Source organism: Corallococcus interemptor, assembly GCF_003668875.1.
GTDB classification, from domain to species: domain Bacteria; phylum Myxococcota; class Myxococcia; order Myxococcales; family Myxococcaceae; genus Corallococcus; species Corallococcus interemptor.
Window position 1 is genome coordinate 15114 of the sequence record NZ_RAWM01000047.1, and the last position, 18424, is coordinate 33537.

The window sequence follows — 18424 nt, forward strand, 5'->3', positions numbered from 1 at the left end:
TCATCACGGGTACAGCGCGCGGGCGCCCTGCTTGTCCAGGGTGGTCAGCACGAGGTCGCCCGTCTGGGTGCCGTTGCACTGCGGGTAGTGCATGACCGAGGCGCGGTCGTAGGTGGAGGTCAGCGCACGCCACTGGCTGTCCTCGTAGCAGCCGCTCGCGGTGGAGCGGGTGTGCTCGTGACGGAAGCCCAGCGTGTGGCCCAGCTCGTGACGCAGGATGCCCGTCAGCGTCCAGGGCGACAGGTTGCCGAAGGCGCTGCTGTCCACCAGGACGTTGCGGCCGGAGCGGCTGGAGTTGGGGAAGAACGCGCGCGCCACGTAGGACTGGCCCGACACCGGACGGATGTCGAACAGCACGCCCGACTGGGACGCGGTGCAGGACGCGTCGTACTGGGACAGGTAGGTGAAGTTGACGTTCGCCGTGGCCTCCCAGGCCGCCGTCGCGCTCGCCATCGCGTTCACCATCTTCGTCTTGTTGGTGCCGAAGTTGTTGCTGATGCAGTACGTGAGGTTCAGCTTCTGGGTGCTGCTCCACTTGATGTCGCCGCCGATGTAGTACACGGCCAGGCCGTCCTGCTGCTGGCCCAGCTGCGCCTCGACGACGTTGCGGAAGTAGGCCTCCAGCTCCTCCTCGGACTCCAGCGCCTCGTCACCGTTGACGATGTACTTTCCGCCCTCCCACGGCTCACGGTAGGCGCTCGCCTTGAACTCCTCCCACGTGGGCTTGACCTCGCGCTCCTGCGCGGACTCGGGACCACCGCACGCGCCGAGCAGCATCGAGACACCGGCCAGCATCGCAACAGAGCGGAACTTGAGCATTGGGGGACTCTTCCTGGGTGCTTCGAGGGATGCGCTACCACCGCCTGGCCTTCCCGCCAGCCGCGGCCGCGCGCCGGGGCAGTGAGCAACTGCCGGGCCAACGCCCCCTCCCAGGAGAAAAACGGGAAACGCGAGGATAGCTGGAGCAGCTTCGCACCAGCCCCGCCCCCGTCAACCGTCACTTAACGTGACGTTTACAATCCCAACCCCCCTGAATGATTTATGTTTTCCCGGGGGCCTCCCGCTGTCCGAGGAATGGACAGCGGGGTGTCCTGACTTCAGTCAGTTTCTAGAGGATGGCGCGGCGCATCTTCCAGTAGGTCTCCTTGGCCATGCGGAAGGTGTTGGAGCCCGGGGGCAGGAGGGTGCGCAGCAGCTCCGCGGACTGAAGCTGGAGGGGGCGCACGCAGTGGGCATCCAGCTGGTGGCGCAGGTAGCCCACCATGTCGCGGCTCTTGTACTCGTTGAAGTAGTTGCGCAGCTCCGCCGCCGTGCGGGCCTTGCCGTTGTCCGCGTACTTGGCCACGTAGGGGCTGAAGTCCGGATAGAGGCTGCCCTTGCCGAAGCCGCCGTGCACGGTGGTCTTCATGAAGTTGCCGATGAGCAGGTCGTCGAACACCTGGTACTTCACGGCGGTCATCAGCGAGTTGCGGGGCGCCTCGAAGGTGATGCCCTTGTGGAAGCGGCGCTTGTTGAGCTCGATGACGTGCTCCTGGCCGCCCACGCGGAAGCGCAGGAAGTCCATCACCGTGCCCAGGTGCTCGACGGCGCGGAAGTACTGCTCCAGCTGCTTCACCTCGTCCGCCTCCAGGCGCTCGCTCCAGTCATCCCCGAAGTCCTTCGGGTCCACCGGCTTGATGGCGCGCTCCTTCGGGTTGATGGAGACAGAGGCGTCGTTGGTGAAGTCGCGGCGCAGGAAGGCCGGGAGCATCTCGCAGGTGGTGGAGGTGAAGCCCCGCGCGTAGTCCGGCAGCGTGGTGGTGTACTCGGAGCACCAGACGCTGTCCGCGCGCTGGTACTTGTGCATGGAGCTGAAGGGGACGAAGTAGCGCACGCCGTACGTCTCCGCCATGCGCGCGATGGTCTGTCCCACGGGCGTCTTCGCCGCGGCGTACGGGAGGATGCGGCGCCCGTCTTCCGTGAAGAAGTTCATCATGTCCGCGTCGCCGTAGCCGGACAGGGCCAGCAGGTACGTCTCGCTGTACTCCTTGATGACCCGGCGCACGAAGCGGCCCTGGCCGCGGTCGCCCGCGTCGTTGAGGTTGACGATGAGCCGGCCGCCCACCTCCACCAGCAGCACCGCGTCCTGGTTCACGTCCGGGATGCACAGCACGCGGATGCGCGGGGACAGGCGCGTCCACTCGCGGTCCTGGAGCACCTGGACCTTGAAGCCCGCCTCGCGCAGGTCGTCGCGGATCCGGCCGCCCACGTGGTTGGGGACCAGCAGCGTGCGTGAGCGCAGCTTCTCCAGCGACGCCATGCTCAGGTGATCCGGGTGGCCGTGGGACAGCCACACGTAGGGGCAATCCAGGATGGCCTGGCGCTGCTCGTCCGGAATCTCATGGGACAGCGTCCAGCTGCCGAAGTAGGCGTCCCCGTCCGTCCAGGGGTCGGTCACCAGCACCGGACCGTTGTCGTGACAGATGAGTGTGGCGTTGCCAATCGTCTCGAAGCCCAGCTCCATTGCGCGCCCCCTTGACCCCTCACGCCGCTCCCAATGCGCGTGTGGACGAGAAGGTGGCACCCGGACTTTTGCCTACAAGCTTGGGAAACAAGCTTCCATGCCTGGCCGGTCGCTGTCCGCGCCTGCGGCCCAGGAAAGGGCTTTCCCTTGTCAGGCGGTTCGAGGCGGACGGCAGGCAGCGGATCCGCGCGCCCCTGTCCACCGGGCGACACGCGGATCAGCGCCGGGACACGAGCGAGAGGATTTGCGGGCCGTAGCGCTCCGCGAGGGTGGGGCCCACGCCATGGATGGACATCAGCTCCGCGCCGCTGGACGGCCGGGCGCTGGCGATGGCGTCCAGCACACGGTCGGTGAGGATGCGGAAGGCTGGCACCTTGCGCTTGCGGGCCTCGGTGAGGCGCCACTCCTTGAGGGTGGCCACCAGGGCGGGAGACGCCGGGGCCGGCTCGAAGTCCGGCGGCGCGGGGCGGGACGCGTTCCAGGAGGCCTTGGCCCCACGGCCAGGTGACACCTCCGACGGGGCGCGCGCCTTCCAGCCGCCGCGGGCGGGCGCTTCCGAGGGGAAGGGCTCCTGGCTGAAGTCCGCGTCGCCGGAGGCACTGCCGCGGCGCCCCTGGGCGCGTCCCCGGGGCGAGGCGCTCTTGCGCGCGGTGCGCTTCGCGCCACCGGCGGCCGTGCGTCCCTTGCGCTTCTTGGTGGCCACCTCGCGCGCCTGGGGGAGCACCACCTGTCCGGGGGCGATGACGCGGGCACGGCGGCCGGTGTCCGTGAGGGACAGCCGCTGGAACTGGATGACCTGGCCGTCCTTGTCGAAGGAATCCGAGTCCAGGCGCACCAGCCCCGCGCGCACCAGGCCGCCCACGAGCCGTTCGAAGTCGCGGCGGTGGAGCTGTTCGCCAAAGAGCTCCCGGTGGAGCCGTCCGGTGGCCTGACCGTCGCGCGCGTGCAGGGCCTCCAGGATGCGGCCCAGGGAGTGGAACTCCATCGCGGAGGGCTCCTCGAAGCGGACGACCTCGCAGGACTCGGGGGCGCAGACGTCGCACAGGCCGCAGGCGGCGCCGGAGTCCTGCACGTCGCCGAAGTGCGCGACCAGGTGGCGCATGCGGCAGTCGTGCGCTTCCGCGTACCGGCCCATCTGCTCCAGGTGCAGCTGCTTGCGCTCGCGCTGCGCGATGTACGCCACGGCCCAGCCCGCGCGGCCGCGCCGCACGTCCTCGTCCGGGGTCATCTCCACGCCGCCGTGGATCCACAGCTGTTCGAGCGCCTTGTCGAAGATTTCGGGGTCGCCTCGCACGCGGGCCTGGATGGAGGCCTTGGGCTCCAGTTCGTTGGACGTGGCCTGGTAGATGCGCTCCAGGACGGAGGGGTCCGGGTAGTCGCGGCGGTGGAAGAACTCGTGGGTGCGCCGGTCCACGAAGGCGTGGAGCAGCACCGCGCGCGAGTCCTTGCCGTCACGGCCCGCGCGCCCCAGCTCCTGGTAGTAGCCCTCCAGGCTGGCCGGCAGCGCGGCGTGGATGACGGTGCGCACGTCCGGCTTGTCGATGCCCATGCCGAACGCCGTCGTGGCGACGATGACCTCCAGGTGGCCCTTGAGGAACGCGGCCTGGATGCGGTCGCGCTCCTGGGGCTGGAGGCCGGCGTGGTACGGCGCGGTGTGGAAGTCGTGCGCGAGCAGGTCCGCGTACTGCTCCGCGTGCTTGCGCGTGGACGCGTAGACGATGGCGGGCCGGTGCGCCGGGTTCTTGAGCAGGGACAGGATGGCGTCGCCGCGAGCGCCCGGGTTCAGCTCGCGCACCTCGATGGCGATGTTGGTGCGGCGGAAGCCGTGGATGAAGGTGTGCGCGGCGCCGCCCCGCGAGCCGCGCAGGCCCAGCTGCTGGACGATGTCCTTCTGCACGTCCGGCGTGGCGGTGGCGGTGAGCGCCACCACGGGAGCGGGGCGCAAGAGCGGCAGGCGCGAGCCCAGCAGCCGGTAGTCCGGACGGAAGTCATGGCCCCACTGCGAGATGCAGTGCGCCTCGTCGATGGCGATGAGCGAGGGCGTGCGGCGGGCCAGCAGCTCCACGAAGCCGGGGACGCCCAGGCGCTCCGGGGCGATGAAGAGGAAGTCCAGGCGGCCTTCGAGGTATTCGGCGCAGACCTGCCGGGAGGTGGCCCGGTCGCGGCCGGAGTGGATGCGGTCCGCGGCGAAGCCCAGCGACTGGAGCCGCAGCACCTGGTCCTCCATCAGCGCGATGAGCGGGCTGACGACGACGGTGGTGCCCGCGCGAGCCAGGCCCGGCAGCTGATAGCAGAGCGACTTGCCCGCGCCCGTGGGCATCACCAGCAGCAGGTCCTCGCCGGACGTGGCCGCGCGGCAGACCTCTTCCTGGTACGGACGGAAGTCGTTGAAGCCGAAGGCCTCCTTGAGCAGGCCGCGCAGCTTGTCCGGCGGCGTGGGAGCACGGTGCACGCGCTCCGGCCGGGCGCTGCCCATGTTCACGGACTGGGGCTGACGTTTGGCGCGGCCGAAGCCCTCGGAGGAGGCCTGCACGAAGGCGGTGCGCACCTCCGCGGAGGGGATGTTGGGAGGACGCTCCTGCACGCGCGGCGACAGGGCCTGTGCCGTGTTGCCGGAGGCCGCTCCCGTCCATCCGCCTGCGTCTCCGTGAGCGGGAGCGCCTGGCGCGAACCGTGCGGCACCGTGGACGGAAGGGCCCGCACCGTGGCCGAAGGCGCCACTCGCGCGGGAGCCATCTCCCGCCATGCTCGCGGTGTTGGCGCGGGCCGCGGACTGGACGGTGGCGGTCGCGGCCTCGCGGGTCCGGAACAGCGCCTCATTGGGCGCCTGCGAGGGATGCGGCCTCGCGGATTCGAAGCGGTTGGCCGCGGCTTCATTCCGGAGCGCGGGACTGCCCGCCACCGGCAGCGGCGGCAGCGACGTGGGCGCCTGGCCCACGACCTCCCGCACATACGCCTCGATACCGCTCATGAACGCATCCAGCGCGCCCTGCCCGCGCTCGATGCGCTGGAGCCACGCTTCCCACTGCCCCGTCATCACCGGGGACTTCACGTCCGGGTGCACCACCCCGATGAGGTGGATGCCCTTCTCCGTGGCCACCAGGCGCTTGCCCTCGCGGGTCAGGTACTCGCGCTCGAGCAGCAGCTCGATGGTCGCGGCGCGGGTGGCGGGCGTGCCCAGCCCCGTGTCGCGCATCGCGTCCACCAGCTCCTTCTCATCCAGCGTGCGCCCGGCGGACTCCATCGCCGTCAGCAGCGTGGCCTCCGTGAAGCGCGGAGGCGGACGCGTGCGCTTCTTCACCGCCTCCACGTCCTCCACCGTCTGCGCCTGTCCACGCGCGAGCCCCGCGGGCAGGTCCTGCGGCTCGTCGTCCGGCTCGTCCTCCTTGTCCTTGTCCGCGCCCTTCTTGCCCTCGGGCTTGAGGCGCGGCGCCTTCTGCCCGCCCCCCACGTCCAGGACCTTCCAGCCCACCTTCTCCACCTGCGTGCCCGCGCTGTGGAAGCGGTCCACCACGGGCCCTGTGTCCCCCTTGGATGTCACCGCGGTGATGACCGTGGTCACCTTCCAGACGTGGTCCTCGTGCCACGCCTGGAGCAGGCGCCGGCACACCAGGTCGTAGAGGCGCTGCTCGTCCGGAGACAGCCGCACGCCGGACGCCGGCATGGGCGTGGGGATGATGGCGTGGTGGTCCGTCACCTTCGAGTCATCCACGTAGCGCTTGCCCAGCGGGCGCTCGCCCGTGCCCGGCGCCAGGTCCTCGTGGTACGGGGCCTGGATGGCGCGCACCACCTCCGGCAGCGTGTCCGCCACGGTCGCCGACAGGTGCCGGCTCGCGGTGCGCGGGTAGCTCAGGAGCTTGTGCTTCTCATAGAGCGCCTGCGCGACCTCCAACGTGCGCTGCGCGCTGAAGCCGTACAGCCGGTTCGCGTGGCGCTGCAGCTCCGTCAGGTCGTAGAGCAGCGGCGGCGGCATCCGCTTCGTTTCGGCATCCAGCGACTCCACCACCGCGCTGCCGCTCCGCACGCGGTCGATGACCCGGCCCGCCTCCACGCCGTCCGCGTCCAGCCGGCGTGCCTCGCGCACGGACTCGAAGCCCGGAGGAATCACCGGCTTGCCGTCCGGCCCCGAGCGGAACCACGTGCCCTGGTAGCGCGCTCCCACGGGAGCGCCCTTGCCGCGCGGTGAGAAGGTGGCCACGACCTCCAGGTAGTCCCGGGGCACGAAGTCGCGGATGGCCAACTCGCGCTCCACCACCATGGCCAGCGTGGGCGTCTGCACGCGCCCCACGGACAGCATGCTGCCGTAGGTGCCGCTGGCCAGCGTGTAGAGGCGCGACAGGTTCATGCCCACGAGCCAGTCCGCGCGGCTGCGCCCCATGGCGGCGTCCGCCAGCGGCGCGTACTCCTTGCCGTCCTTGAGGTGCTGGAAGCCGTCGCGGATGGCTCGCTCGGTGAGCGAGGACACCCACAGCCGGCGCACCGGCTTGCGGCACCCGGCGGCGGCGTAGATGTAGCGGAAGATGAGCTCGCCCTCGCGGCCCGCGTCCGTGGCGCACACCACGCCGGACACCTCCGGCGCGTTCATCACGCGGCGGACGACCTCGAACTGACCTTTGGTGGAATCCGACACCACCAGCGGCCAGTCCGCCGGCAGCATGGGCAGCTGCGAGCGGTGCCACTTCTTCCATTCCGGGCGAATCTCATGGGGCTGGGCCAGGCCCACCAGGTGGCCAATGGCCCACGTGACGACGTAGCCGTTGCCGCGAAGGAAGCCCTCGCCGCGCTCGGTGGCGCCGAGCACCCGGGCGATGTCGCGCGCCACGGCGGGCTTCTCCGCCACCACCGCGAGGACGGAGCCCCGCCCACCGCGAGCCGTCCCACCGTCCATGCTCGCGTCCCGCGACACCGACCTGTCCCATCCGGGCGACTCGCCCATCTCATCCCACCTCATGACCTGTCCCCTCCCCGCCCCTGGCCGCCCACCCGCGGGGTCGGGCTCCCCACCGTGCGCGTCCCTACCCTTCCCTATCGCGAGAGGCTGACATGGCCAGGCCCCCCCTGTCCCGCTCCGTCACGCCCGCCTCCCCACCAGGGGGCCGTGGCCACGAACAACAAAGAGCGATGGGTCCGATCAAAACGGAAATCGCCCCGGCGCCAAAGGGCACCGGGGCGACTTGAGGACAGCACGTCCCAGGTCTTCTGGAGGCTCAGTGCGCCGAAGCGGGCTGGGACGGCGGCAGCTCCGGACGCGCGGGAGGAGGCAGGGCGGGTGCCTGGCGGGGTGCCCTCAGGGCGGGCATGCGCTTGGACACGTTGTTCGTGATGAGCCGCATGTTCCGGCCGCCCTGGGTGAAGAACGTGTAGCCCCAGTTGAGCATCACGAAGAGGCGGTTGCGGAAGCCGATGAGGTAGGCGATGTGCACTCCCGCCCAGACACACCACGCGGGCAGCCCCTTCATGCGCCACTTGTCGTAGAGCACGCCCACCGCGTAGCCGCGGCCAATCACCGCGAAGCTGCCCTTGTCATGATAGCGGAAGGGCCGCAGCGGCTTGTTCGCCAGGCGGTCACGGAGGGTCTTCGCCACGTGCCGCCCCATCTGCATCGCCGCCGGCGCGATGCCCGGCACGGGCTTGCCGTCCTGCGTCGCCGCCGCCACGTCGCCAATCACATACACGTCGTCCAAGCCCGGCGCCGTCAACTGCGGCGTTACCTGCACGCGGCCCGCGCGGTCCAGCGGCACCTCCAGCGAGCGCACCAGCGGAGACGCCGCCACGCCCGCGCCCCACAGCACCGTGCGCGTGGCGATGTGCTCGTCCCCGAACGTGACACCCGCCTCGTCGATGGCCGTCACCAGCGCGCCGGTGCGCACCTCGACGTGCAGCTTCTCCAGGTCGCGCCTCGCCGCCTCCGACAGCTCCTCCGGGTACGCGCTCAGCACGCGCGGCAGACCCTCCAGCAGGACCACCCGCGCCTGGCGCGTGTCGATGTTCCGGAAGTCCTTGGGCAGCGAGTGCCGCGTCATGTACGCGAGCGCCCCCGCCAGCTCCACGCCCGTGGGCCCCGCGCCGATGATGACGAAGGTCATCCACTCGCGCTGGCGCACCGGGTCCGGCTCGCGCTCCGCCGCCTCGAAGGCCGTGAGGATGCGCTCGCGGATGCGGACCGCGTCCTCCAGCGTCTTCAGGCCCGGCGCCACCTGCGCCCACTCCGGGTGCTTGAAGTACGAGTGCGTCGCGCCCGTGGCCACCACCAGCGAGTCGTAGGCAATCTCCCCGCCCTCCACGACGAGCACCTTGCGGCGCGCGTCCACCGACTTCGCCTCCGCCAGCAGCACCTCCGTGTTGCGCGAGTGCAGCACGCTGCGGATGGGCGCGGAGATGTCCGCGGTGTTCAGCACCGACGTCGCCACCTGGTAGAGCAGCGGCTGGAAGAGGTGGTGGTTGTAGCGGTCCACCACCGTCACCCGCACGTTGTCCGCCTTGCCCAGCGCCTTCGCGGCCTCGAGCCCGCCAAAGCCCGCCCCCACGATGACCACGTGATGCCTGCTGTCCTGATCGCGTTCCATGGCGGGAAGGTGCGGACGCATGACGCGCCCGGCCAGCGCTTGCCTTCCCCCGCCTGCCCGAGGGTCCCCCCGGACGCCCGGCTACCCCACGGGCAGGCCTCGTTGGGCTGGCCTCAGCCCGCCTTCGCGGTGCCCTTCGCCTGGTGCCAGGCCGCGAGCACCTCCTTCTCCCTCTCAGGAGACAGGCCCGAGCGCAGCTGGGCCTGCCGGTCCGCCGGCAGCCCGTGGAACCAGGTCAGCGTGTCGCGCACGGTGTCCGCGAGCGGCCGGGTGACGAGCCCCGCCTGCGTGGCGCGCGCGATGCTCACCGCGCCAATGCCGCTCTCCGGCCCGGTGCGCGGCACCCACGCGGGCATGTCCGCGAAGGCCGTCACCTTCTGCGCATCCAGGAAGGCCGTGTCCACCCAGGTGAAGCGCGCGTCGCTCCCGGTGGCCTTCTGGATGTCCTCCAGCATGCCCTTCATGTTCATGGGCTTCAGCGGGCCGGTGACGTTGAAGATGCCCGCGGTGCGGCGCTCCACGTTGCGGATGATGAACGCGGCCAGGTCGCGCGCGTCGATGATCTGCACCGGGTCCTCGCCGTCGCCGGGGGCCAGCACCTCGCCGCCCTTCGCCACGCGCAGCGGCCAGTAGGTGAAGCGGTCGGAGCCGTCATCCGGGCCCACGATGAGGCCGGGGCGGACGTTGAGCGTGCGGCCGGGCAGCGCGGCCTCGGCGGCCTTCTCACAGAGCGCCTTGAGCGGGCCGTAGCTCGTCTCGCCCACCTCCTCCGTCGTCTCGTCCGGAATCGTGCCCACGGCGTCGGACTCGTTGAGGTCCTTCTTCGTCATGTCCTTGTAGACGGACACGCTGGAGACGAAGACGTACTGGCCCACGTTGGGCGCCAGCAGCTCCGCGGACGCCTTCACGATGCGCGGCACGTAGCCGGACGTGTCGATGACCGCGTCCCACTTGCGGCCCTGCAGCGCCTTCAGGCCCTCGCCCTTGTTGGGGTCGCGGTCGCCCTGCAGCTTCTCCACGTCCGGGAAGAGGCCGGGGTTGGACTTGCCGCGGTTGAAGAGCGTGAGCGTGTGGCCGCGCGCCTGCGCCACCTGCACCAGCGCGGGGCCCAGGAACCGGGTGCCGCCCAGGATGAGGATGTTCAGCGGCTTGCCCGGGGCCTCCCCCTTGTCATCACCGGTGGCGGGGCCCGCCTTGGGAGACGATGCACAGCCCAGCACCTGGACCGCGCTCAACGCGGCCGCCGCTTGAATCACGCCTCTTCGGGTCAGCTTCATGCCGTGGTTCCTCCAGGAAGGGTCGTCTGCGTCTGCGGAATGCTTTCAGCGGCGCGCGTGCGCTGCTGGCGCGCCAGGTACAGGGCCACCGCCAGCCACAGCGCGGCCACGGGCACGGCCGCCAAGGACAGGCCCGTCATGCCCAGGCCCAATGCCGTCAAGCCGCCCTGCAGCCACGCGCTCAGCGTGTCGCTGCCGCGGTACACCACCGTGTCGATGAAGCTCTTGGACTTGTAGCGGGCCTCGCGGTCCACCGTGGTGAACAGGATTTCGCGCGACGGGCGCTCCAGCGCGTAGTGGCTCGCGCCCCGCAGCGACTTGACGGCGATGAGCACCGCCAGCACCGGCGCGAACGCCAGCACGCCAAAGCCCACCAGCGTGAGCACCGGCGCCACCGCCATGGCCACGCCCAATCCCAGACGGGAGATGACCCGCCCGGTGACGAGCGTCTGGATGGCCAGCGTCAGCACCTGCACCCAGAAGTCGATGTCCGCGAACGCCGCCGTGCGCGCCGCCGCGTCCTTCGCCAGCGACGCGACCAACTGCACCTCCTGGTAGTACAGGAACGTGGAGGTCGCCGCGTACAGCAGCACTTGCAGGCCCAGCGCGAGCAGGAACGGCGACGTCACCAGCAGCCGCAGGCCCGCGAGCATCCCGCCGCCCACCGGCCCCTCGCGCGTCGCGGGCTGGTGCTGCACGTCCCTGGCCCAGTGGCCCAGGCGGCCCACGCACTGCGCGCTCACCTCCAGCATCACCGCGGACACGAGGATGAGGTTCACCGGCCCCACCGGCTCGGCGAGTCTGCCCACCAGGAACGGGCCGACAATCATGCCCGTGGTGCCGCCCGCGGCGATGAAGCCGAAGAGCCGCTTGCCCTGGTCGCTGGCGAACACGTCCGCCATGAAGCTCCAGAAGATGGAGACGACGAACAGGTTGTAGACGCTCAGCCAGACGTAGAAGGCGCGCGCCACGGTCTCCTTCGCCACGCCCCACTTGAGCAGCGCGAAGAAGGCCAGCAGGTTCAAGAGGAAGAAGCGGTAGACGCGCGGCACCACCACGCGCCGGGGGTAGCGCGCCACCAGCGCGGAGAAGGCCGGCACCGCCAGCAGCATCACCACGAAGGTGACGGTGAAGAGCCAGGGCAGGTGCTTCACGTCGCCCGCGGTGCCCATCTCGTTGCGGATGGGCCGCAGGATGGCGTAGCCGCACATCAGCGTGAAGAAGTAGACGAACGCCCCGAGGACCGCCCCCACCTCCTCGTCACGGACGTCCACGAAGCGCTTGAGCATGATGGCGGCGCCCTCAACGCCACGGCTGGCAGGCTATTCCCTGCCTGCCAGCCTGTGGAGGAAAGTGGCTACCGGGCCGCGAGGATTTCCCGCACGGTGGCCTCCACGCGGGGCAGCGCCTCTTCGATTTCGGCCACGGAGGTGGCGCCCACGGAGAGGCGGAACCAGCCGGTGTCCTCGGCCAGGCCGAACGCCTGGAAGGGCACCACGGCGAAGCGGGCCTTCTCCAGCAGGCGCTTGCGGATGGCGTCGTTGGTGGCGAGCCCGTCCTTGCCCACCACGTCGAAGCGCACCGTGAGGTAGATGGCGCCCTGCGGCGCGATGGCCTCCACCGGCAGGCCCGCGTCCTTCATGCGCTGGAAGCCCTTGTAGAGGGCCTCCAGGCGCACGTCGACGCGCTGGCGCATCGTCGTCAGGAAGGACTCGGTGGCCTGGGTGTCGTCCAGGTAGCGCGCGGTGGCCAGCTGTTCAGCCTTGGGGGCCCAGGCGCCCACGTGGCCCAGCACGTCGCGCATGCGGGAGATAATGGTGGGCGCGCCCACGCCCCAGCCCACGCGCACGCCGGTGGCGGCGAAGGCCTTGCTGATGCCGTCCACGAACACGGTGTACGGCGCCATCTCCGGCACCAGCGCCACGGGCGTGACGTGCTTCTTGCCGAAGCTCAGCACCCAGTAGATGTGGTCGTACATCAGGATGAGGGGCTTCTGGCCGCGCCCCTCGCGCGCGCGGTTCTCCTCCACGATGCGCTGGCAGATGGCGCGCAGGGCCTCCGGGTCGATCATCGTGCCGGTGGGGTTGAGCGGGCTGCACAGGCACAACAGGCGCGCGGTGGACAGGTGCGGCTCCAGCTGCGCCAGCGTGGGCATGAAGCCCGCTGCCGCGTCCGTCGTGACGACCACGCTCTTCGCGCCCAGCATGTGGGCGTAGTGGTTGTTGTTCCACGACGGGACCGGGTAGATGACGACGTCCCCCGGGTCGAGCACCGCGCGGAAGATGGCGTAGATGACCGGCCGCGCGCCGCCCGCGATGGTGATGCCCTCCAGCGGGTACTTCAGCCCCAGGGAGCGCTCGTAGAAGCGCTGCACGGCCTGGCGCAGGTCCAGCACGCCGTCGGACGGCGGGTAGTTCGTCTCACCGGCCTGGAGCGCGGCGCCAATCTGGTCGCGCAGGCCGTCCGGGATGGGGAACTCCTTCGGGCTGAAGTCCCCCACGGTGAGGTTGCACACCTTGTTGCCCTTGGCCACGAGCTCGCGGATCTCCGCCGCGATGCGGAGGATTTCGCTGCCCACGAGCCCACGCGCCATGGTGCTCACGGTGGTGTCGTCGCGAGAGGGACGCGGGAGGGAGGTCAGGTCGAGGGCCATGGTGCGGATCTCTCCAGTGCACGAAGGGGGGCCAGGGGACTGTGGCCGGGCGGACGCTATACGCAACGGCGCGGGTAAGGCGCATCTTCCATGGTCCCGGACCGCTGGGTGTGCAAGGACACGGGGAGTCCCCGGGTGACGGGGTTTGATGGGAGGAACCGGATGCGCCTGCGACAAGGGATGTACGCGCTGGGAATGGCGTTGGGACTGCTGGGCCAGGGCTGCCAGAAGCAGGAGCCCCAGACCGTCCCCATGGACGTGCCGGCCGTGGCCCCGCCGCCCAGCACCGTGCCGCGCGAGGGCCCGGCGGCCACCGCCCCCGTGGTCCATCAGGTGCTGGACGTGAAGCCGGATGCGGGTGGGAACCCCGGGCTCGTGGACGCGGCGTGGAACACCGCGACGGTCCAGAAGCCTCGCAACGAGCCCCCGTCCATCACGCTGCGCTCGGTGCGCACCGGGACGCACGCGGACTACGACCGGACGGTGTTCGAGTTCGAGGGGCCGCGCCTGCCGGGCTACCAGCTGGGATACGTGAAGGCGCCGGTGCAGCAGTGCGGCTCCGGTGACGACGTGAAGATGCCGGGCGAGGCCGTGCTGGAGGTGCGCTTCACGCTGGCTCGGGCCCATGACGACCAGGGGCAGGCCACGGTGGCGCAGCGCTCGCTCAAGCCCGCGCTGCCGTCCGTGCTGGCGCTGGAGCGCGTGTGCGACTTCGAGGGCGAGGTGACGTGGGTGCTGGGCACTGCCCGCCGCGCCCCGTTCCGCGTGCTGGAGCTGTCCAACCCCACGCGCCTCGTGCTGGACGTCCAGCACTGAGGCGCGAGGGAAGCGGCTACGACTTCTTCGGCGGCTGGAGGCGCTTCTTCGCGATGAGCTCGCGCGCCTCCTTCTCCGAGTCCGCGAAGTCCACGTCCACCGTCCACTTGCCGGTGAAGTAGAGCGCGAGCATCAGCGCCTTGGCGCCCGCGCGCTGGAGCGGGCCGGTGCCCAGGTAGACGTGGCCGCGGAACCACTCGGCCTTCGCCTGCGCCACCAGCAGCTCGCGCGATTCCTTCTCGATGCTGGAGGTGGACACGTCGGAGATGACGAAGATGGGTCCGTTCTTCGCCGCCTCCTGGCAGATCTCCAGCACCTTCTTCGAATCCTCCAGCTTCGAGGGCCCGTTGAACTTCAGCACCAACAGGTCCGGCTCCTCGAAGTACGCGCGATGCGCCCCGAACTCCCACTCACGATGTTTCGCCACGCGGTCGTGCCTCGTCCTGATCAAGAATTGCGCAGACCCGATAGCACCGCGAACGGGGATTTCCAAGGAGACTCAGGAGACCCGCTCTGTCCTCACTGACCCGGGTCGAGCACGCGCGCGCCAGGCGGAAGGGGTGACGCCGAAGCGGGTGCGGAAGCGGCGCACGAACTCGGACAGGTCTCCGAAGCCGCATGCGAAGGCGACGTCCGCGATGCGCTGCGTCCCGTCCGTCCGCAGGTGCTCGGCGGCGAGTGTCAGGCGGCGGCCCAGGATGTAGCTGTAGGGACTCTCTCCCACCACCTTGCGGAAGGTGCGCAGCAGGTGGTGGCGGCCCATGCCCAGCTCGCTGGCGAGCGCGCCCAGGGACAGGGGCTCCACGAGCCGGGCCTCCAGCCAGCGCACGGCGTCCGCCATGCGGCGCTCTTCCGTGGCGGTGACGGGGCGGGCGCTGCCTTCATGGATGCCGCTCAGCGCGGCACCCGCCATCCGCAGCGCCAGCTCCTCCGCGCCGCGCGAGCCTGGCTGCTCCGCCAGCGCCTGCACGTCCGCGATGAGCGGTGCGAGCCGCTGGAGGGGAGGCAACCGATGCGTGGGGAAGTCCGTCCGAGTCACCCCGGACAGGTCCCGGGCCACCTCTTCCATGAGCGCGGGCTCGAACGAGAAGGCGACGCAGCGGTCGCCCACGCCGTGCTCATGGCCACAGCAGAAGGACGCCTGCCGTTCCCCGAGCAGCACCGAGCCGGGCGTCAGCAGCACGCGTCCGTTCCGGGAGCGATAGGTGAAGCTGCCGGAGAGCACGGCGGAGACGGACACCGCGGCGTGCTGTTCCTCGAAAATGGGGTCCTTCGGGCCGGAGCGGCAGAGGATCTCCCGCACGCGCCACCCGTCCCCGGAAGCGAGCAGGCGCGCCGAGGTCAGGTCCACTTTCCCCAAGCCGGCCACGGTGCACACCTTCCATCCTGCCCGCATGTCCAAACGGGGTGACGGCATCATGGCGACGGAGGCAACGACAGTCACGCGGGAGCTCATCTGGCGGCGCGTGATGGATGAACTGAGCTTCGAGCATGCACGCATGCGGCGCGGCCCGGAGGGCGTGGAGCTCTCCGGACTGATTCTCGTCGTGGAGGAGGGAGCACCGCTGCGGGCGGAGTACGCCATCGTCTGCGATGGTGCATGGCGCACGCGCCGGGTGCGCGTGACGCAGGCGTGGCGCGGCGAGCACCGGACGCTCACGCTGGAGCATGACGGGGAAGGCCTCTGGCGGAAGAACGGGCAGGTCGCGGAGGAACTGAAGGGCTGCACGGACGTGGACCTGGGCCTGACTCCCGCCACCAACGCGCTGCCCATCCAGCGGCTGCGGCTCCAGGAAGGCAGCAGCGTGGAGCTCCGCGCGGCCTGGGTGAAGTTTCCCGCGCTGGAGGTCGTGCCCGCGAGACAGGGCTACACGCGCGTGGGCCCCGCGCGCTACCGCTACGAGAGCCTGGAGAGCGGCTTCAACGCGATGCTGGACGTGGACGCGGACGGGCTGCCCATCGACTACGCCGGCATCTGGCGCAGGGTCGCGGACGGCCCCGCCGCACCGGGGTCCGTGACCCAGGCGTTCGTGGAGGCCCTGGTGAGCCCGGGCCCGTCGAGCGAACTGGGCGACGCGGCGGCCACCTTCGGGTGGTTGGTGGGCGGCTGGGCCGGGACCATCCAGGACCATGACGCGGACGGAAGCGTCCGTGAGAGTCAGGGCGAGTGGTGGTTCCACTGGGTGCTGGACGGACGGGCCCTGCAGGACGTGTTCATCGTGCCTTCGAGGCACGCGCCTCCGCAGTCAGGTCCCGGGGCGAACCAGCGCTACGGCACCACGGTGCGCACGTTCGACCGGGCCGCGGACAAGTGGCAGATCACCTGGGTCAGTCCCACGGGCGGCGCCATCAACCGGCTCGCGGGAGGACGCGACGGGGACCGGCTCGTCCTGCTGGGCGAGCACCACGGGAAGCCCATCCGCTGGAGCTTCTCCGACGTCGGACCGGACCGCTTCACCTGGCGCGGCGAGGTGCAGGAAGCCGACGGTCACTGGAAGCTCCAGTCGCGCTTCGACATGCGGCGCATCGCCTGAGCCTCCAGCCACGAGCGTTCAAAACCTGTCCGACTGTCGGACAGGTTTTTCGGCACGCTGCACCGGAGGTCATTCACTTCGCAGCCGGGCAGCGGCGGCGTCCAGCCGGGTCAGCAGGTCCGCGTGGCGGGTTCGTGACTCGGATCCGCCCGCGCGCAGCGCCATGGCGAGCACCTGGGGCAGGTTGAGCGCGGCCCCCGAGCGCAGCCGCTGCTGGTAGTGCGCGGCCCAGTCCGTGGGGATGCGCAGCGACCAGTTGCGCGCGTCCACGGTGCCCGGCGCGTTGTACGTGTCCGGCATGCCCAGCAGGTCCGCGAAGAACACCATCACGCTGCGCGCCCGGCTGGCGAACAGGTCCGCGAACTTCGCCTGCGCGAGCAGCCCCGGGTCCTCCGCCAGCTCCCGTGCGAACGCCTCGCGTCCCTCCACTTCGGGATGCAGGCGCTCGGCGAGGTAATCCGCCTGGGCGCGCAGGCCGTGCTTCCACTGCCACTCGGACACGAGCCGCCAGAGCGACTTCGTGTCGTGGTTGCCCACCATCACCCAGTCCTCGGGGGCCACGTTCTCGCTGCGGTACACGTCCGCCGGGTTCTTCAGGTCCGCTTTCTGCGTGACGCGGAAGCGGCCCAGGCCATCGCGCGCCATCACCCGTGACAGCTCGTACGGCAGCGTGCTCAGCACTTCACACAGCACGTCCTCGCGGGCCCGGCCGTGCGCGCGCGCCGTGCGCACCACGGAGTCGAAGAGGATGGCGTACCGGACCACCTGCGCCTCCGTGAGTCCCCTCACCCAGCCATCCGCGTGGCGCGGCACGGACCGGTCCAACTGCTCCGGCGCCACGATGGAGTACCGCGCCAGCTCCGGGTGGTCCGGCAGGTCCGGCGAGGAGAACAGCCGCGCCCCACCCTGCACCGCCCGCAGCGGATCCACCGAGCCCGCGCGGTACACCCACGGGCACACCAGCCCGTGCGGATGGTCGATGCGCAGCCCGTCGTACTCGGACAGCATCTTGCCCAGCCGCGCGTCCAGGTAGCGCAGCACGGGCCCGGGACCGGAGCCGTCCGGCGCGACGTACTGCTCGGGGTCCAGCACCGGGTAGTTCCACGGCTGGCCCTCCGGGTTGGTGCGGCTGGGAGGCGCGCCCATGAGGTACGCCCCCAGGAACAGCCCCTGCCGCGCCCACGTGTCCCGGGGCGAGAAGCCAATCTGCAGGTCCCCGTACAACTTGAGGCCCCAGGCCCCCGCGCGCTCGCGAAGCAGCCCGTGCTGCTCGTGCACGAGGAACTGGCGGAAGGCGTACTGCTCCACCGCGTCGGCTTCGGAGAGGAGCAGCTCGCGGATGCGCGCCTCCGCCTGCATGACCTCACCGGCACGCGGCGCGAACAGGCGCCCGTCCAACGAATCCGCCCAACCTCGCCAGTCATCCGGCGTGTGATGCCGGGCGGCGAGCACATCGAAGAGCGCATCCCGCTCCAGCCACTCGCGGTGCTCCAGGCGGAAGTCCGCGAAGCGGCGGATGAGCGCGAGGATGGACGCGGGAGCATCCACGCGGTCCCGCTCACGCCGGAAGGTGTCCCACGCCTCCTGGAGCGCAAGCGTCTGGCCCCGGCACGCGGCGGAGTAGCGGGCCTCCGGTCCCTTGTCCCCGGGCATTTCGGAGACGAGCCGCGCCAGGGTGTCCGTGGACAGCAGCGCGCCCCACGGCCCGTGCGGATCCGTGAGCGGCGCGAGCGCCACGTTCAGCGTGTTGCGTGAGAACAGCGTGCCGTCATACGGCGACGGGTTGTGCGCGGTGGTCTGCCCCTGCGGCCCCAGCTGGATGCCGGTGAAGCCCAGGTCCCGAGCGAAGGCGAGGAAGCGAGCGGCCCCCTCGGAGTACGGCGAGCCCCGCCCCAGGTCCTCTCCGGGGAGCCCGGGGAAGCTGGGGTCATGGATGCTCAGGACCCAGCGGGTGACCCCCAGCGCCTCCAGGGCTTCGGTGATGAGCGAGCGGTGCGAATCGGGCAGCGGTGACAGGAGCTCCACACTCCCGACCCTATGGCCCCGAGCCCCATGCGCCAACCGTTCCTTGAGGG

General features: G+C 70.6%; 12 protein-coding genes. 2 read left to right on the top strand and 10 right to left on the bottom strand.

The genetic code is table 11. The features are described from left to right. Positions 1-3 precede the first annotated feature (3 nt). From D7X96_RS18770 to D7X96_RS18800, 7 genes are all read right to left on the bottom strand, one after another. Positions 4-819: a matrixin family metalloprotease gene (locus D7X96_RS18770; protein WP_120550577.1), complete on the bottom strand. Its 816-nt coding sequence runs from the start codon at positions 817-819 to the stop codon at positions 4-6. A gap of 289 nt (positions 820-1108) precedes the next feature. Further along, on the bottom strand, positions 1109-2503 hold the full coding sequence (locus tag D7X96_RS18775) for an MBL fold metallo-hydrolase (RefSeq protein ID WP_121770353.1): 1395 nt from the start codon (positions 2501-2503) through the stop codon (positions 1109-1111). A 217-nt stretch (positions 2504-2720) separates the two neighbouring features. Next, positions 2721-7454, bottom strand: a complete 4734-nt coding sequence (locus D7X96_RS40990) for a DNA topoisomerase 3 (RefSeq protein WP_244219642.1) — start codon at positions 7452-7454, stop codon at positions 2721-2723. Between the two features lie 256 nt (positions 7455-7710). Further along, on the bottom strand, positions 7711-9069 hold the full coding sequence (locus D7X96_RS18785) for an NAD(P)/FAD-dependent oxidoreductase (protein ID WP_244219643.1): 1359 nt from the start codon (positions 9067-9069) through the stop codon (positions 7711-7713). A 113-nt stretch (positions 9070-9182) separates the two neighbouring features. After that, the gene (locus tag D7X96_RS18790; RefSeq protein WP_121770355.1) at positions 9183-10346 is read right to left on the bottom strand and encodes an NAD-dependent epimerase/dehydratase family protein; all 1164 of its coding nucleotides are present in this window, start codon (positions 10344-10346) and stop codon (positions 9183-9185) included. Next, on the bottom strand, positions 10343-11635 hold the full coding sequence (locus tag D7X96_RS18795) for an NTP/NDP exchange transporter (RefSeq protein ID WP_120550159.1): 1293 nt from the start codon (positions 11633-11635) through the stop codon (positions 10343-10345). Before D7X96_RS18795 ends, D7X96_RS18790 begins: the two co-directional genes overlap by 4 nt. A 68-nt stretch (positions 11636-11703) precedes the next feature. After that, on the bottom strand, positions 11704-12999 hold the full coding sequence (locus D7X96_RS18800; protein WP_121770356.1) for a pyridoxal phosphate-dependent aminotransferase: 1296 nt from the start codon (positions 12997-12999) through the stop codon (positions 11704-11706). Between the two features lie 162 nt (positions 13000-13161). On the opposite strand from D7X96_RS18800, the gene D7X96_RS18805 reads away from it, so the two are divergent. Further along, on the top strand, positions 13162-13815 hold the full coding sequence (locus D7X96_RS18805; RefSeq protein WP_167510858.1) for an AMIN-like domain-containing (lipo)protein: 654 nt from the start codon (positions 13162-13164) through the stop codon (positions 13813-13815). 16 nt (positions 13816-13831) lie between these two features. On the opposite strand, the gene D7X96_RS18810 is transcribed toward D7X96_RS18805, so the two are convergent. Together D7X96_RS18810 and D7X96_RS18815 are read right to left on the bottom strand one after the other, a co-directional pair. Next, on the bottom strand, positions 13832-14242 hold the full coding sequence (locus D7X96_RS18810; protein WP_120550156.1) for a hypothetical protein: 411 nt from the start codon (positions 14240-14242) through the stop codon (positions 13832-13834). Positions 14243-14314: 72 nt separating this feature from the next. Beyond that, positions 14315-15184, bottom strand: a complete 870-nt coding sequence (locus D7X96_RS18815) for a helix-turn-helix domain-containing protein (protein WP_158626308.1) — start codon at positions 15182-15184, stop codon at positions 14315-14317. 49 nt (positions 15185-15233) lie between these two features. Here D7X96_RS18815 and D7X96_RS18820 point away from each other — a divergent pair, with 49 nt between their 5' ends. Beyond that, complete coding sequence (locus tag D7X96_RS18820) at positions 15234-16349, top strand: putative glycolipid-binding domain-containing protein (RefSeq protein WP_120550154.1); 1116 nt, start codon at positions 15234-15236, stop codon at positions 16347-16349. 69 nt (positions 16350-16418) lie between these two features. Here the strand turns inward: D7X96_RS18820 and D7X96_RS18825 are convergent, their stop codons facing one another. Beyond that, on the bottom strand, positions 16419-18374 hold the full coding sequence (locus D7X96_RS18825; RefSeq protein ID WP_208647339.1) for a 4-alpha-glucanotransferase: 1956 nt from the start codon (positions 18372-18374) through the stop codon (positions 16419-16421). Between the last annotated feature and the right edge of the window lie 50 nt (positions 18375-18424).